Raw genomic sequence first — 14,653 nt, forward strand, 5'->3', positions numbered from 1 at the left:
GAGTCTCCTCGGTGTGTGGGCTTGTCTCGGGTCAAAGGCTCTGCAGCCGCGATGAAATGTGCGCCGCCCCGCGCACGATCATCTCGATGAATCGTTCTTCCTGTCCTTGCGCCCGCAGCGAAGGCGCCATCAGGGTGATGACGGCCACGGCGGCATGGCCGTCATGCTGGAACAGGGGCGCGCTCGCCCCCCAGACGCCGGCGTCGACTTCGCCGTTGGTGACCGCGTATCCCTGGATGCGGATCCGCTCCAGCTGGTGTTCCAGGTCGGCCCGCGCGGCATCGTCGAGCAGTTGGTCGCGCTGCAATTGATCCAGCACGGCGCGCCGCCGCTCGACGTGCATGAACGCCAGCAGCGCCTTGGCCGAGGCGCCCTTGCACAGCGGCAGCATCCGTCCCTTGACGAAGGAGCAGCGCAGCGGATGCCGGCTTTCCACCATGTCGAGACAGACGATCTGGTGCTTGACGGCCATGAGCAGCCCGATCGATTCCCCGCTGAGGTTCGACAGGGCTTCCATTCTTTCGTGGGATTCGAGCGTGAGGAACGAGGACTGGTCGAATCCCCAGGCCAGGGGCACGCACATCGGTCCGGGCGAGAATTCGTTGTCCCGTCCGATCACGAAGCCCCAGCGCCGCAGCAGGGACAGCTGGCGGTACAGCGTGCTTTGCGCCAGGCCCGTCAGGTCCATCAATTCGGCGATCGTGGCGCCGCGTCCGAGCCGGGCCAGCGTCGCCAGGACGTGCAGGACCCGCTCTGCGCTGCCTTTGGCCACGGCGTGATCTTCTTGCATGCGGATGGGCCCTCGCGGAGGAAATGGCTGGCGGCGAAACCGTGGCGGCACGAGGCGGATCCTTGGCCGGCCCCCCCTGTCCCGCACGGAATGAAGCCCATCATAAATATTTTTTGATAATTTCTTGTCTTGTATTCTTATCCAGTGAGAATATAAGGGAAATCACTGAACCGCGCCAGGCTCGCGCAGCACGTGGCGGATGCAGTCCAGCGCCAGTTCCACCGCTTTCGGGCGGTATTCGTCCCGCCGCCAGTACATCGACACCGAGCCGAAGACCTGCAGCTTCAGCGGCAGGATGCGCAGCAGGTTCATGTCCGCCAGCGCGCTGGCCGAACGGTGCGAGGCGACGCCGATCGCGTCGCTGTTGCTCAGCAGCGCGATGTTGGCGATGACGGAGTTGGATTCGATGTAATTGGGCGGCAGACTCAGGCCCGCCGCGGCCAGCGCGGTCTCCAGCGCCTTGCGGATCGGCGATCCGCGCGGCCAGACGACCCAGCGGTACTGCCGGACGTCGTCCCAGCCGATCTCGGCGCGGCCGATCAGGGGGTGGTCGCGGCGCACCGCCAGATCGACCGGCTCGGTGTACAGGAGTTCGGCATCGAAGCCGGCCAGGCTCGCATCGTCTTCCATCGTGCGGCCGATGACGATGTCCAGGTCGCCCTGGCTCAGCAGATTGAGCAGCAGGTCCATGGTGCCTTCGACCAGGTCGATGCGCAGGGTGGGCATGCGCGCGGCCATTTCCAGCACGGCGAGCGGCCCGGCCTCGGTCGCCGCCACGCCGGAGGCCCCCAGGGCCACGCGCCCCGCCCCGCCCTCTCGCAGGATGTTCATGTCGGCCGCCGCCCGGTCGAGCTGGGCCTCGATGCGGCGCGCGTGCGCGATCAGCGCCTGGCCGTGCACCGTGGGTGTCAGCCCGCGGGCGTGGCGCTCGAACAGCGTCAGGCCGACGTCGCTTTCCAGGTCCTTGAGCCATTTCGACAGGCCGGGCTGCGTGGTGTGCAGCGCGGCCGCCGAGTGGCTGAGATTGCGCGTCTGGGCCAGGCTGAGCAGGAACCTGAGGTTGCGCAGGCGGATGCGGTCGGTCCAATCGCTACCCATGACGGGCTCCTGGAAGGCGGCGCGCCGCCGGCGCGGGGCACGCCGGCGGCACGGGACGGTCTCACGGCTACTTCTGCTTGCCCGGATCCTTCACGGCCTCGAAGGTGGCGAATTCGACGTTGCGCAGTTCGCCATCGACCCGCTCCAGCCTGCGGATGTATTCGTTCTGGATGATGTCGCGGGTGTCGGGATCGATCTGCACGGGGCCGCGCGGGCTTTCCCACTTCAGGCCCCGGGCGGCCGCGATGAAGGCGTCGCCGCTCGCGTCGCCGCCGGTCTTCTCCAGGACCTTGTAGATGAGCTGCATGCCGTCATAGCCGCCCACCGACATGAAGTTCGCGCTGTCCCGGTGGGCCTTGGCGTAGGCGGCGACGAAGGCCTTGTTCGCCGGCGAATCGTGCGCGGTCGAATAATGGAAGGCGGTGATCATGCCCAGCGCGTTGTCCCCCAGGGCCGGCAGGGAATTTTCGTCGGTCATGTCGCCGGGGCCCATTTCCTTGATGCCGAGCTTGTCCAGGCCCATCTCGCGGAAGTTCTTCGCCAGGGCCACCATCGAGCTGCCCGGCGGCACGAAGAAGAACAGCGCATCCGGCCGGCTGTCCTTCACGCGCTGCAGGAAGGGCGCGTAATCCGGCGTGTTGACCGGCGTGCGGACCTCGCCCACCACCTTGCCGCCCAGCTCGGTGAAAGTCTTCTTGAACTGCTCCTGGGCGTCGTGCCCGGGGCCGTAGTCCGCCACCAGGATGTAGGCCGAGCGGATGTCGTTCTTGACGGCCCACTGGGCGATGGCCCAGGAGCTCTGCGGCAGCGTCATCGAAACGCGCACGATGTAGGGCGACTTCTCGGTGATCGAGGAGGTGGCGGCGTTCATCACGATCATGGGCACCTTGGCCTCGGTGGCCAGGGGGGCGACCGAGAAGGCGTTGGGCGTCAGGTCGAATCCGGCGAGGATGTCGACCTTGTCCTTGATGAGCAGTTCCTGGGCCTGGCGCTTGGCCACCGCCGGCGCGATGCCGGTGTCGTCCTTGACGATCAGCGTGACCTTGCGGCCGGCCACCGTGTCGCCATGCTGGGCGATGAAGGTCTCGATGCCGTTCTGGATCTGCTTGCCGTAGTCCGCATACGGCCCCGACACCGACAGGACCAGGCCGATCTTCAGATCCTTGGCCTGGACCGGCAGCGCGAGCGCCACCCCGCCGATGGACAGGGCCGCGACGCCCAGGATTGTGCGCAGTTTCATTGTCTCTCTCCTTGGTTGACGAAATTCGTTGTCGCCGTCATCGCTGCCGGATGGCGAAGGTCCGCAGGAAGCCCGCCAGTGCGTCGGTGTCCGTCAGTGCCAGCACGCCGGCGACGTACTGGTCGGGGCGCACGATCACGATAGCACCTTGCCGGTCGATGCCGCGCAGCTGGAAGATGTCCTGGTCGGGCAGCGCCGCGTAGACGTTTTCCAGATCGGTCAGCTGGTAGGGGCCGACGCGCGGCAGGAACGCCCGGGGGACTCCGCCGATGTCCACCGCGGTGTGGTCCTGCTGGTAGACGACCTTGACGTCGAACCAGGCGTTCTCGTCCAGGCCGGCCGGCGTGTAGCCCCGGATGGGCGAATCGGGGGACTCGTCCAGCCAGCGCCCCAGGGCCGCCAGCGGCGAATCCTCGCCGGCGCGCGCCGCGTCGGCGAACACGTAGATCCGCCAGCGGCCGTCGGCGCGGGCCTCGTGCCCCAGGTGCAGGCGGTTGGCGTCGGCCACCCGCATCACCTCGGCGGAGCGGAAGCGCTTGCCGACCGGATAGCCCGTGGCCAGCGCCTGGCGGCTGTCCGCCAGCGTGATCATCGACGGCTCGTACTGGGTCATGAAGCCCTGGGCGAACTCGGTGATGCGCAGGTAGGCCTGCTCGAACTCGGCATGCGAGGCGAAAGCTTCCGCGGACTTGGCCATCTGCGTCGCCCAGCGCAGGTCCTGGTCGATGAGCGACTGGCCGACCTTCTGGCGCTCGGCGGAATAGGTGTCGAGCAGGCCGGCGGGGCTGCGGCCTTCGAGGACGTGGCCGAGCTTCCAGCCCAGATTGAAGCCGTCCTGCATCGAGGCGTTCGTGCCCTGCCCCGCCTTGGCGCTGTGGGTGTGGCTCGCATCCCCGGCGATGAAGACGCGCGGCATGCGGTGGCCCACCTGCTCCGGCGGCACGTCGTCGAAGTGGTCGCACAGGCGGTGGCCCACTTCGTACACGCTGTGCCAGGCCACGTGGCGCACGTCCAGCCGGTAGGGATGGAAGATGCGCTGCGCCCGGGCGATGATCTGCTCGACCGGCGTGCGGCGGATGGCGCCGCCGTCGTCCGGGGCCACGTCGCCCAGATCGACGTAGACGCGGAACAGGAAGCCGCCCTCGCGCGGGATCAGCAGGATGTTGCCGTCGGATTCGGACTGGATCGCGCACTTGGTGCGGATGTCCGGGAAATCGGTGTCGGCCAGCAGGTCCATGACGCCCCAGGCGTGGTTCGACGACACGCCGCGCAGCGTCTGGCCGATGGCCTTGCGCACGCCGCTGTGGGCGCCGTCCGACCCGAGGACGTAGCGGGCGCGCACGACGCGCTCCTCGCCGGCGTGGTCGCCCGTGCTGCGCTTCAAGGTGACCGTCACGGGATGGTCGCCTTCATCGGCGACCGTCAGGCCCACGAACTCGTAGCCATAATCCGGCTTCATGCGCGTGGGGGCGTTTTCCATGAATTCGGCGAAGTAGTCCAGCACCCGGGCGTGATTGACCGTCAGGTGGGGATATTCGCTGACGTTCTGCGGGTCCTCGTCGACGCGGGACACGCGCACGATGTTTTCGGGCTGCGCGGGATCGGGCTTCCAGAATGCGGTTTCGGTGACCTGGCAGGCCTCGGCGATCAATTGCTGCGCGAAGCCGAACGCCTCGAAGGTCTCGATGCTGCGCTTCTGCATGCCGTCGGCCAGGCCGATTTCCAGGCGCCCCGCCCTGCGTTCGACGATGCGGGTGACGATGCCGGGAAACTGGGACAGCTGGGCCGCCGCGATCATGCCGGCCGGCCCCGCGCCGACGATGAGGACGTCCACCTGGTCGGGCAGATCCTCCGGGCGGTCGATGCCGGCGCCGGCCGGCGGCTGGATGCGCGGGTCGGACGAAACGTAGCCGTGGTGATGATATTTCAAAGCAGTCTCCTGAGGGATTTTGTGGAGATCTTTTCGCGAGAAGAACTGCTGAATATTCTAGGGTTGAATCACGTCTATGTCATATTTTTATGAATGAAATATTCCTATCATCCATATGAAAAAAGATATACCTCGGGGCGGAAGAAGGAGCCCGGTGCGATGCCTCGCGGGGGGCATCCCGTCGGGACATTGCGTCATGTCAACGTCGAACGGCCGCCGCAGGCGTAGATTGGATTTCGAGATCCGATTGCTTCGCCGACAGGAGGCCGCCATGCTCGAACGTATTGCCCTCGACCTGACCAAGGACGCCAACCAGGCGCGCCGCGTGCAGCTGGCCATCCAGCTGGCGGCGCGCCACAAGGCCGAGCTGATCGGCATCTGCACCGATCCGCCCCTCCCGCGGTACATCTACGACGAGGGCGGCATTTCGCAGCAGATCCTGGCCAAGCTGCAGGAGCAATCCACGCAGGAAAAAATCGAGACCAAGACCCATTTCCTGCAGCAGGCCGCGCTGGCGGGCATCCAGGCTCAATGCCGGATGCCCCAGAGCCCCATCGAGGAAGCCCTGGCGGCGCATGCCCGTTCATGCGATCTGCTGATCATGAGCCAGACGGACACGGCGCAGGCGAACTGGGCCATACCGCCCAGCGTGGTCGATTCCGTGATCACGGCGGCCGGGCGGCCCGTGCTGGTCGCCCCCTACATCGGAGACGCGCATCGGCCCATCGGCCGGAAGGTGCTTTTCTGCTGGGATTACGGCCGCCGGGCCGCGCGGGCGCTGGCCGATGCCGCCCCGCTGCTGCGCGAGGCATCCGAGCTCACCGTCCTGACGGTCGATCCGCAGCCGGACATGCTGCGGGCGCTGGACATCCAGCCGGGAGACCTGGCGGCCTACTGCGCCGCGCATGGCTATCCCGCGCCCCGGACCGTGCACACGATGAGCGAAGGCGTCGGAGTCGGCAATGCCATCCTGAACGCGGCCACGGATTACGATTGCGACATGATCGTCATGGGCCTCTACAACCGCAGCCGCGTGCGCGAATGGATCCTGGGCGGCACGTCCAAGACCCTGCTGCAATCGATGACCGTTCCGATCCTGTTTTCGCACTAGCGCCCCGCCGCCCCGGGAATCCGCATTTTCCGGGCGCCGGCGGGCTTCAATGAGGAGCGGCAGCCATGACAGCGGAACGGCATCGCATGCAGGCGATGGTCCTGCATCGGACGGGGCGGGACCTGCGCTTCGAGGAACGGGACATTCCCTCTCCCGGGCCTGGAGAGGTGCGCGTGCGCGTCGAAGCCTGCGCCGTGTGCCGCACGGACCTGCACGTCGTGGATGGAGAACTGCCGGACCAGCGGGTGCCCATCGTGCCGGGGCACGAGATCGTCGGGATCGTCGAGGCGGCCGGGTCGGGCGTCGCCGGCATCGCGCCGGGCACGCGGGTCGGGGTGGCGTGGCTGGCCGGCACGTGCGGCGTCTGCGCGTACTGCCGGGAAGACCGCGAGAACCTCTGCGAATCGGCCGCGTTCACCGGCCATACGCGCGATGGCGGATTCGCGAGCCACGTGATCGCGGACGCCGCCTATGTGTTTCCCTTGCCTCCGGATGCCGACCCCGTCAAGCTGGCTCCCCTGATGTGCGCCGGCCTGATCGGCTGGCGCTGCCTGCGCGCGCTGGGCGCGGCGCGGAACGTCGGCCTGTACGGCTTCGGCGCGGCCGCGCATCTCGTCGCGCAGGTGCTCCGCTGGGAAGGCAGGGCGTTCCACGCCTTCACGCGTCCCGGGGACGAGCAGAGCCAGGCGCTGGCGCGATCCCTGGGCGCGGCCTGGGCCGGCGGCTCGGATGCCCTGCCGCCGGTGCCGCTGGACGGCGCCATCATTTTCGCGCCCGTCGGGTCGCTCGTGCCGGCGGCGCTGGGCGCCGTCCGCAAGGGCGGCCGGGTGGTGTGCGGCGGCATCCACATGTCGGACATCCCCTCGATGCCCTACCGCCTGCTCTGGGGGGAAAGGGAACTCGTCTCCGTGGCGAACCTCACCCGGCGCGATGGCCGGGAATTCCTCGAACTGGCCGGGCGGATCGGCATCGCGCCCAAGACGACCCCCTACGCCCTGCGGGACGCCAACCGCGCGCTGGACGATCTGCGCTCACCCGGCGCGATGGCCGGGAATTCCTCGAACTGGCCGGGCGGATCGGCATCGCGCCCAAGACGACCCCCTACGCCCTGCGGGACGCCAACCGCGCGCTGGACGATCTGCGCTCACCCGGCGCGATGGCCGGGAATTCCTCGAACTGGCCGGGCGGATCGGCATCGCGCCCAAGACGACCCCCTACGCCCTGCGGGACGCCAACCGCGCGCTGGACGATCTGCGGCAGGGACGGATCGACGGCGCGGCCGTCCTCGTTCCCTGACGGTCTTTTTCGCGCCGGCGGGCCGGCGTAGAATTGCAGCATGTCCGACCTGTGGCTCGCGGCGATGAATCCGCCTGCCCGATCCCTCGGGATCCAGCAGGATCGGGCGGTTCATGGGGGATGGTGCAATGGAGAATTTCGACGCAAGCCCTCCGGTTCCGCCGATGGCGCGCATGCCTCGTCCATCCGGACCCGGCCCCGCTTCTCCCGCTCCATGCAAACTGGCCGCCACGGGCGCCTGCCTGGTCCCCGGGCTATGCCGCAACCCGAAGACGGCGGTCGCCAGCCGTGCGAATGGCGGCCGGCCGCCCTCCCCGGCCGGCGGCGTCACGCGCCGCATCGTCCATCGGGGGCAGTCCCTGTACCGTGCCGGCGACGCCTTCGCCAATCTGTACCAGCTGTATGCGGGCTCGATGAAGCTGCGCATCACCAACAGCGCCGGCATGGAGCAGATCGCGTCGTTTCCCATCGCCGGCGCACTGCTGGGCCTCGATGGCATAGACACCGGACACTACGCGTGCGACGCCATTGCCCTGGAAGACTCCCTGACGTGCATCCTGCCGTTTGCCGACCTGGTGGCCCGCTCCAGGGCCGATGCGCCGTCGGCGCTGCAGCTCAGCAGAGCGATCGCGCAGGAGACGAACCATTACCGGCGCCTGATCATGGTGCTGGCCGGCATGAACAGCGAAGAGCGCGTCGCCCATTTCCTCCAGGACATCTCGGAGCGGATGGCCGCCGGCGGCTATTCCTCGCGGGAGTTCGTCCTGAAGATGACGCGCGCGGACATCGCCCGCTACCTGGGCATGAAGATCGAGACGGTCAGCCGCGCGTTCACCCGCCTGCACCTGGCGCGCATCCTGGACGTGCGCGGCCGGCACCTCCGCATACGCGACCCGGACGCCCTGCGCCGGCTGGGCGCCGGCCGCTGAGGGCGGCCCTCCGCTGGAGCGCTCCCCGCTCCGATGCGTCCTCGCGGCGCCAGGTCCGCCCCCCCGGCCGCCCGGCGCGGGAAGGGTGCCGGGCGCCGCCGCGCCCGCTCAGCCGATCCGCCAGGCCAGCGCCGCCAGCGCGGCGGCCAGCACCGGCAGCGTCAGCGCCAGCCCCATGCGGCAGTACTGCCCCCAGCCGATGCGGATGTCCCGGCCGCGCAGCACGTGCAGCCACAGCAGCGTGGCCAGGCTGCCGATGGGCGTGAGCTTGGGCCCCAGGTCGCAGCCGATCACGTGCGCGTAGACCATGGCCTCGCGCACCACGCCCTGCGCCTGGGACGCCTCGATCGAGAGGGCGCCGATCAGCACCGTGGGCAGGTTGTTCATCAGGGACGACAGGACCGCGCTCAGCAGGCCCGTGCCCAGGGTGGCCGTCCAGACGCCCTGCCCGGCCAGCCAGTCCAGCGCCTGCGTCAGGAATCCCGTCAGGCCCGCGTGGCGCAGGCCGTAGACCACCAGGTACATCCCCAGGGCGAACACGATGATCTGCCAGGGGGCGCCGCGCACCCGGCGCAGCACCGGGATGCGCCCGCCCCGGGCGGCGACCAGGGCCAGGGCCAGGGCGCCGGCCGCCGCCGTCGCGCTGACCGGGATGCCCAGGGGCTCCAGCACGAAAAAGCCCAGCAGCAGCCACGCCAGCACGCCCCACCCCGCCCGGAACGTCGGTCGGTCGCGCACGGCGGTCGCCGGCGCCGGCAGCCGCTGCACGTCGTAGCGCGCCGGGATGGCGCGGCGGAACACCCCGCCCAGGACCGCCAGCGAGGCGAGGATGGCGGCGAGATCGACCGGCGCCATGATGGCCGCGTAGCGGGCGAAGCCGATGCCGAAATAATCCGCCGTGACGATGTTGACCAGATTGGACACCACCAGCGGCAGGCTGGCCGTGTCGGCGATGAAGCCGGCCGCCATGACGAAGGCCAGCGTCGCGCGGGGCGAGAAGCGCAGCGCCGCCAGCATGGCGACGACGATCGGCGTCAGGATCAGCGCCGCGCCGTCGTTGTTGAACAGCGCGCTGACGCCGGCGCCCAGCAGCACCATCAGGACGAACAGGCGCCCGCCCCGGCCCCCGCCCCAGCGCGCCATGTGCAGGGCGGCCCACTCGAAGAAGCCGGCGGCCTCCAGCAGAAGGCTGATGATCACGACCGCGACGAAGGTGCCGGTGGCGTTCCAGACGATGCCCCAGACCACCGGGATGTCCGCCGGCCGGATGACGCCGGTGAGCAGCGCCAGCCCGGCGCCCAGACAGGCGCTCCAGCCGATGCCCAGGCCGCGCGGCTGCCAGACGACCAGCGCCAGCGTCAGGACGAACAGAGCCAGGGCGAGCATCAGGCCCCCAGCCCGCCGGCGGCGTGCAGCAGCGTCAGGCCGCCCAGGCCCGCGAACAGCACGGCGGCGATGCTGTGCACCAGGCGGACGGGCAGGCGGTCGGCGGCGCGGGCGCCGAAATACACGGCCGGGACGTTGGCCAGCATCATGCCCAGGGTGCTGCCGCCGACGACCGCGACGAGGCTGTCGTAGCGCGCCGCCAGGGCCACCGTGGCGATCTGGGTCTTGTCCCCCATTTCCGCCAGGAAAAACAGCACGAGGGTGGCCGTCAACACGCCCAGGCCGCGCATCGGCCTGGGCGCCTCGTCGAGCTTGTCGGGGATCAGCAGCCAGCCGGCCATGAGCAGAAAGGAGATCCCCAGCACCCACTGCAGGACGACGGGATCGAGCAGCTGGGCCACGAGCTGGCCGGCCAGGCCCGCCAGGGCGTGGTTGGCCAGGGTGGCGATCAGCACGCCCAGACAGATCAGGACGGGCCGGTGGTAGCGGGCGGCCAGCACCATGGCGAGCAGCTGGGTCTTGTCGCCGATTTCACCCAGGGCGACCACGCCGGTGGAAACGAGGAAGGCATCCATGAAGAGGAACATCCGGGGGCTGACGCGACTACGCCCCCGCCGGCCCCATGCGGCGGGAAACGCAGTCAGCGGTCTTGCCAGGCCCGGGTATGCGGATGCGGATACCGGCGGGCCGCGCGCGCCATGGCCGGACGGCCAAGCGTGTTGACGCATGCACCCGCGCATGGCGCGCCGTCCTGGACGGGCCTGTGCGCGAGTCGGCTACTCCCCGATGACGGGTGGCGCGAATTATACCGGGGATTTCCTTCCTCCCGATTCCCGCTTCGCGCGCAAGGGCGCGCCGGACGATGCGGGCGGCTTTGTCGTATGATGGTCTTCTACCCGTTTCTCCCCCTTCATACCATCATGCCCTCAGGTACCCGAATCGTCGAATTCGACCGCCCGGACATGGCCGTCGGCACCCATACGGTGGCCGAGGCCTGGGCCCGGGTGAATCCGCCGCTGTCCCCCCAGGAACGCGAATTCCAGAAGGACCGCGTCCGGCGCCTGCTGAAATCCCGCAACGCCGTCCTGGTCGCGCACTACTACGTGGACGCCGACATCCAGGACCTGGCCGAGGAAACCGGCGGCTGCGTCTCCGATTCCCTGGAAATGGCGCGCTTCGGGCGCGATCACGCGGCCGACACGCTGGTGGTCTCGGGCGTGCGCTTCATGGGCGAGACGGCCAAGATCCTCTCCCCCGAAAAACGCATCCTGATGCCCGACCTGGACGCCACCTGTTCCCTGGATCTGGGCTGCGACCCGGTGGCCTTCGCCGCGTTCCGGGCGCAGCACCCCGACCGCACCGTGGTGGTGTACGCCAACACCAGCGCCGCCGTGAAGGCCCAGGCCGACTGGATGGTGACCTCCTCCATCGGCCTGGACATCGTCGCCGAGCTGCACCGCCAGGGCAAAAAGATCCTCTGGGCGCCCGACCGCCACCTGGGCTCCTACATCCAGCGCGAGACCGGCGCGGACATGGTGCTGTGGCAGGGATCCTGCACCGTGCACGACGAATTCAAGGGCATCGAGCTGGACCTGATGCGCAAGGAGCACCCGGACGCCCTGGTGCTGGTGCACCCCGAATCGCCCGCCCCCGTCGTGGCCCAGGCCGACGTCGTGGGCTCGACCTCGCGGCTGCTGGCGGCCGTGACCGAATCGCCGGCCACGACCTTCATCGTCGCCACCGACCAGGGCCTGCTGCACAAGATGCGCCTGGCCGCGCCGGACAAGACTTTCATCGCCGCGCCCACGGCCGGCGAATCCGCCACGTGCAAGAGCTGTGCCCACTGCCCCTGGATGGCCATGAATTCCCTCAAGGGCGTGGCCGACGCGCTGGAATTCGGCAGCAACGAAGTCCACCTGGACCCGGCCCTGGGCCGCCGGGCCAAGGTCTGCATCGACCGCATGCTGGATTTCGCCGCCGCGCGCCGCCGCGACACGCGCCCCGGCCCCGACCTCGCCCAGGAGCAGGCCCTGTTTTCGGGGATCGGTCCGGCATGAGCACGCACAGCCGCTTTCCCTTCGGCCGCAACCCGGCGCGCCATGCCAGGGGGGCCGCATGAGCCCCGCGCCCTCCACGCTGCGCAACCCCTACGCCCCCTTTCCGCCCGCCCTGCAGACGTCCTTCGAGGCCAACATCGAGCGCGCCCTGGCCGAGGACGTCGGCACGGGCGACGTCACCGGCCTGCTGATCCCGGATGACCAGGTCGAGGCCGCCCGCGTCATCGTGCGCGAACCCGCCGTGCTGTGCGGCGCGCCCTGGTTCGAGGCCGTGATGCACCGGGTGGACGAGCGCATCCTGCTCGACTGGGCCTACGCCGAGGGCGACCTGATGGAGGCCGACTCGGTGGTCTGCCGCCTGCACGGCCCGGCGCGCGCGCTGCTCACCGCCGAGCGCACCGCCCTGAATTTCCTGCAGCTGCTCTCCGGCGTGGCCACGGCCACCCGCCGCTACGTGGACCTGATCGCCGGCACGCGCGCGGCCATCCTGGACACGCGCAAGACGCTGCCCGGCCTGCGCCTGGCGGAAAAATACGCCGTGCGCGTGGGCGGCGGCCGCAACCAGCGCCTGGCCCTGTACGATGGCATCCTGATCAAGGAAAACCACATCATGGCGGCCGGCGGCATCGCCGCCGCCCTGCGGGCCGCGCGGCAGGTCTCGGGCGGCGTTCCGATCCAGATCGAGGTGGAATCCCTGGACGAACTGCGCCAGGCGCTGGACGCCGGGGCCGAGTCCGTCCTGCTGGACAACTTCAGCCTGGACGACCTGTCCGCGGCGGTCGCGCTCAATGCCGGCCGCGCCCTGCTGGAGGCATCCGGCGGCATCCGCCACGACACCGTGCGCGCGATCGCCCGCACGGGCGTGGACCGGATTTCCATCGGCAGCCTGACCAAGGACGTCCGCGCCGTCGATTATTCCCTGCGGATCGTGTAGCCGGGGGCACCGCGGCCCCAGCCCGCGCGCCGGACGCGCCCGTGCGCCGAAGCCAGCCGGATGCGCCGCGGCCGCGCCTCAGCGGAAGCCGTCTTCCGGCGTCATCACCGTGGGCAGCGCCCGCGGCAGCGTCCAGGGGAAGTCCTGGCAATAGTGCAGGCCGCGGCTTTCCTTGCGCGACAGCGCGGCGGCCACCACCAGGGCGGCGACCTGGATCAGGTTGCGGCATTCCAGCAGGTCGCTGGTGACGCGGTGCTCCTGGTAATACGCCTCGATTTCCTGGTCCAGCAGGCTGATGCGCTGGCGCGCGCGGCCCAGGCGCTTCTGCGTGCGCACGATGCCGACGTAGTTGGACATGAGGCGCCGGACCTCGTCCCAGGCGTGCGTGACCAGCACGGCCTCGGAGCTGTCGCGCGCCCGGCTGTCGTCCCAGTCCGGCACCCGGCCGGCCAGGGGCTCCGCCGCGGGCTGGGCGTCGATGTCGTGCGCGGCGTTGCGGCCGATCACCAGGCATTCCAGCAGCGAATTGCTGGCCAGGCGGTTGGCGCCGTGCAGGCCGGTGTAGGCCGTTTCCCCCACCGCGTACAGGCCGGGGATGTCGGTGCGGCCGTTCATGTCGACCACCACCCCGCCGCAGGTGAAGTGCATCGCCGGCACCACCGGGATCGGCTCGCGGGTCATGTCGATGCCGAATTCCAGGCAGCGGGCGTGGATGGTGGGGAAGTGCTCGCGGATGAATTCGGCCGGCCGGTGGCTGATGTCCAGGTCCACGTGGGTCAGGCCGCGCTTCTTGATCTCGAAGTCGATGGCGCGGGCCACCACGTCGCGCGGCGCCAGTTCCAGCCGCTCGTCGTGCCACTGCATGAAGCGCTCGCCCGCCTGGGGGCCGGCCGAGGCCGGCAGGCGCAGCACCCCGCCTTCCCCGCGCACGGCCTCGGAGATCAGGAAGGACTTGGCCTGCGGGTGGTACATGCAGGTGGGGTGGAACTGCATGAATTCCATGTTGGCCACGCGGCAGCCCGCCCGCCAGGCCATGGCGATGCCGTCGCCGGTGGAGGTGTCGGGATTGCTGGTGTGCAGGTAGACCTTGCCCGCGCCGCCCGTGGCCAGCACGACGCGGGGCGCCAGAATGGTGTGCACGCGGTCGGCGCGCTCGTCGTAGACGTAGGCGCCCAGGCAGCGGGCCGGCTGGTGGGCGGCCACCGGCGCCTCGCCGTCCAGGATGCGGCTGGTGATGAGCTCGACCCCGGAATGGTATTCCAGCAGGGTGATGTTGCGGTGGGCCCGCACCTGCTGCTCCAGGGTGAGCTGGACCAGGTGGCCGGTGGCGTCGGCGGCGTGGATGATGCGCCGCTGGCTGTGGCCGCCCTCGCGGGTCAGGTGGAAGCCCAGTTCGGCGCCCTGGTCGGGGGTGAAGGGCACGCCCAGTTCGATCAGCCAGTCGATGGCCGAGCGGCCCTGCTCGACGATGTGGCGCGTGGCGTCGGTGTCGCACAGCCCGGCGCCCGCGACCAGCGTGTCGGCGATGTGCTCGTCATGGCTGTCCTGGGAGTCCAGCACGGCGGCGATGCCGCCCTGGGCCCAGTTGCTGGATCCGTCCAGCAGGGCCTTTTTCGACAGCACGACGACCTTCTTGTCGGCCGCCAGGTGCAATGCCACCGTCAGGCCGGACAGGCCGCTGCCGATGATCAGGACGTCGTATTGGTGATTCATGACACTTCTTGGTTGAGTGATCGAGTCCCCGGTCTCCCCGAGCCGGGGGAGTCATTCTATCCCTGTTTCCTCCACCTCGCCGCTTGCAGGCCGCTCGGATTCGACAGGCGGAATGTTCTCAAAGAGCGGCATCCCTCCACCTCGCGGCCTGCAGGCCGCTCGGATTCGA

General features: G+C 69.5%; 11 protein-coding genes, 1 pseudogene and 1 riboswitch. Of the genes and pseudogenes, 5 read left to right on the forward strand and 7 right to left on the reverse strand.

The window, feature by feature from the left end:
- Positions 1 to 31 precede the first annotated feature (31 nt).
- The 4 genes from BN940_RS09875 to BN940_RS09890 form a co-directional block, all read right to left on the reverse strand.
- A complete protein-coding gene (locus BN940_RS09875; RefSeq protein ID WP_043682598.1) occupies positions 32 to 790 on the reverse strand; it encodes an IclR family transcriptional regulator in 759 nt (252 codons plus the stop codon).
- 162 nt (positions 791 to 952) lie between these two features.
- Positions 953 to 1,888, reverse strand: coding sequence for a LysR substrate-binding domain-containing protein (locus BN940_RS09880; protein WP_043682600.1), 936 nt, complete (start codon positions 1,886 to 1,888; stop codon positions 953 to 955).
- A gap of 67 nt (positions 1,889 to 1,955) precedes the next feature.
- The gene (locus BN940_RS09885; protein ID WP_043682602.1) at positions 1,956 to 3,128 is read right to left on the reverse strand and encodes an ABC transporter substrate-binding protein; all 1,173 of its coding nucleotides are present in this window, start codon (positions 3,126 to 3,128) and stop codon (positions 1,956 to 1,958) included.
- Between the two features lie 37 nt (positions 3,129 to 3,165).
- Positions 3,166 to 5,058 carry an FAD-dependent monooxygenase gene (locus tag BN940_RS09890; protein ID WP_043682605.1) on the reverse strand — a complete coding sequence of 631 codons (1,893 nt, stop codon included), beginning with the start codon at positions 5,056 to 5,058 and terminating at the stop codon, positions 3,166 to 3,168.
- Between the two features lie 271 nt (positions 5,059 to 5,329).
- Between BN940_RS09890 and BN940_RS09895 the strand changes: the two genes are divergently transcribed.
- From BN940_RS09895 to BN940_RS09905, 3 genes and pseudogenes are all read left to right on the forward strand, one after another.
- Positions 5,330 to 6,169 carry a universal stress protein gene (locus BN940_RS09895; protein WP_052355769.1) on the forward strand — a complete coding sequence of 280 codons (840 nt, stop codon included), beginning with the start codon at positions 5,330 to 5,332 and terminating at the stop codon, positions 6,167 to 6,169.
- 86 nt (positions 6,170 to 6,255) lie between these two features.
- Positions 6,256 to 7,221: pseudogene (locus BN940_RS09900) on the forward strand (zinc-dependent alcohol dehydrogenase family protein); the annotation flags it as partial.
- Positions 7,222 to 7,638: 417 nt separating this feature from the next.
- Positions 7,639 to 8,394 carry a helix-turn-helix domain-containing protein gene (locus BN940_RS09905; protein WP_084330841.1) on the forward strand — a complete coding sequence of 252 codons (756 nt, stop codon included), beginning with the start codon at positions 7,639 to 7,641 and terminating at the stop codon, positions 8,392 to 8,394.
- A 108-nt stretch (positions 8,395 to 8,502) separates the two neighbouring features.
- On the opposite strand, the gene BN940_RS09910 is transcribed toward BN940_RS09905, so the two are convergent.
- Both BN940_RS09910 and BN940_RS09915 read right to left on the reverse strand, forming a co-directional pair.
- Positions 8,503 to 9,780 carry an arsenic transporter gene (locus BN940_RS09910; RefSeq protein WP_409360337.1) on the reverse strand — a complete coding sequence of 426 codons (1,278 nt, stop codon included), beginning with the start codon at positions 9,778 to 9,780 and terminating at the stop codon, positions 8,503 to 8,505.
- On the reverse strand, positions 9,780 to 10,355 hold the full coding sequence (locus BN940_RS09915; RefSeq protein ID WP_043686760.1) for a TMEM165/GDT1 family protein: 576 nt from the start codon (positions 10,353 to 10,355) through the stop codon (positions 9,780 to 9,782). Before BN940_RS09915 ends, BN940_RS09910 begins: the two co-directional genes overlap by 1 nt.
- Positions 10,356 to 10,434: 79 nt before the next feature.
- Positions 10,435 to 10,577: riboswitch (yybP-ykoY riboswitch) on the reverse strand.
- A 123-nt stretch (positions 10,578 to 10,700) separates the two neighbouring features.
- Here BN940_RS09915 and nadA point away from each other — a divergent pair.
- On the forward strand, positions 10,701 to 11,837 hold the full coding sequence (nadA, locus tag BN940_RS09920) for a quinolinate synthase NadA (RefSeq protein WP_043686762.1): 1,137 nt from the start codon (positions 10,701 to 10,703) through the stop codon (positions 11,835 to 11,837).
- 58 nt (positions 11,838 to 11,895) lie between these two features.
- The gene (gene nadC / locus BN940_RS09925) at positions 11,896 to 12,771 is read left to right on the forward strand and encodes a carboxylating nicotinate-nucleotide diphosphorylase (RefSeq protein WP_043682612.1); all 876 of its coding nucleotides are present in this window, start codon (positions 11,896 to 11,898) and stop codon (positions 12,769 to 12,771) included.
- Positions 12,772 to 12,849: 78 nt separating this feature from the next.
- Here the strand turns inward: nadC and nadB are convergent, their stop codons facing one another.
- Entirely contained in the window at positions 12,850 to 14,484 is a 1,635-nt protein-coding gene (gene nadB, locus BN940_RS09930; RefSeq protein WP_043682616.1) for an L-aspartate oxidase, read from the reverse strand.
- Positions 14,485 to 14,653: the final 169 nt, after the last annotated feature.

The organism is Castellaniella defragrans 65Phen, assembly GCF_000612685.1.
Lineage (GTDB): Bacteria > Pseudomonadota > Gammaproteobacteria > Burkholderiales > Burkholderiaceae_B > Castellaniella > Castellaniella defragrans.

What these genes read in the sequence shown, in the direction of transcription:
- BN940_RS09875 (WP_043682598.1), bottom strand. Translation starts at nt 790, where the DNA reads ATGCAAGAAGATCACGCCGTGGCCAAAGGCAGCGCAGAGCGGGTCCTG.
- BN940_RS09880 (WP_043682600.1), bottom strand. Translation starts at nt 1,888, where the DNA reads ATGGGTAGCGATTGGACCGACCGCATCCGCCTGCGCAACCTCAGGTTC.
- BN940_RS09885 (WP_043682602.1), bottom strand. Translation starts at nt 3,128, where the DNA reads ATGAAACTGCGCACAATCCTGGGCGTCGCGGCCCTGTCCATCGGCGGG.
- BN940_RS09895 (WP_052355769.1), top strand. Translation starts at nt 5,330, where the DNA reads ATGCTCGAACGTATTGCCCTCGACCTGACCAAGGACGCCAACCAGGCG.
- BN940_RS09905 (WP_084330841.1), top strand. Translation starts at nt 7,639, where the DNA reads ATGCCTCGTCCATCCGGACCCGGCCCCGCTTCTCCCGCTCCATGCAAA.
- BN940_RS09910 (WP_409360337.1), bottom strand. Translation starts at nt 9,780, where the DNA reads ATGCTCGCCCTGGCTCTGTTCGTCCTGACGCTGGCGCTGGTCGTCTGG.
- BN940_RS09915 (WP_043686760.1), bottom strand. Translation starts at nt 10,355, where the DNA reads ATGGATGCCTTCCTCGTTTCCACCGGCGTGGTCGCCCTGGGTGAAATC.
- nadA (WP_043686762.1), top strand. Translation starts at nt 10,701, where the DNA reads ATGCCCTCAGGTACCCGAATCGTCGAATTCGACCGCCCGGACATGGCC.
- nadC (WP_043682612.1), top strand. Translation starts at nt 11,896, where the DNA reads ATGAGCCCCGCGCCCTCCACGCTGCGCAACCCCTACGCCCCCTTTCCG.
- nadB (WP_043682616.1), bottom strand. Translation starts at nt 14,484, where the DNA reads ATGAATCACCAATACGACGTCCTGATCATCGGCAGCGGCCTGTCCGGC.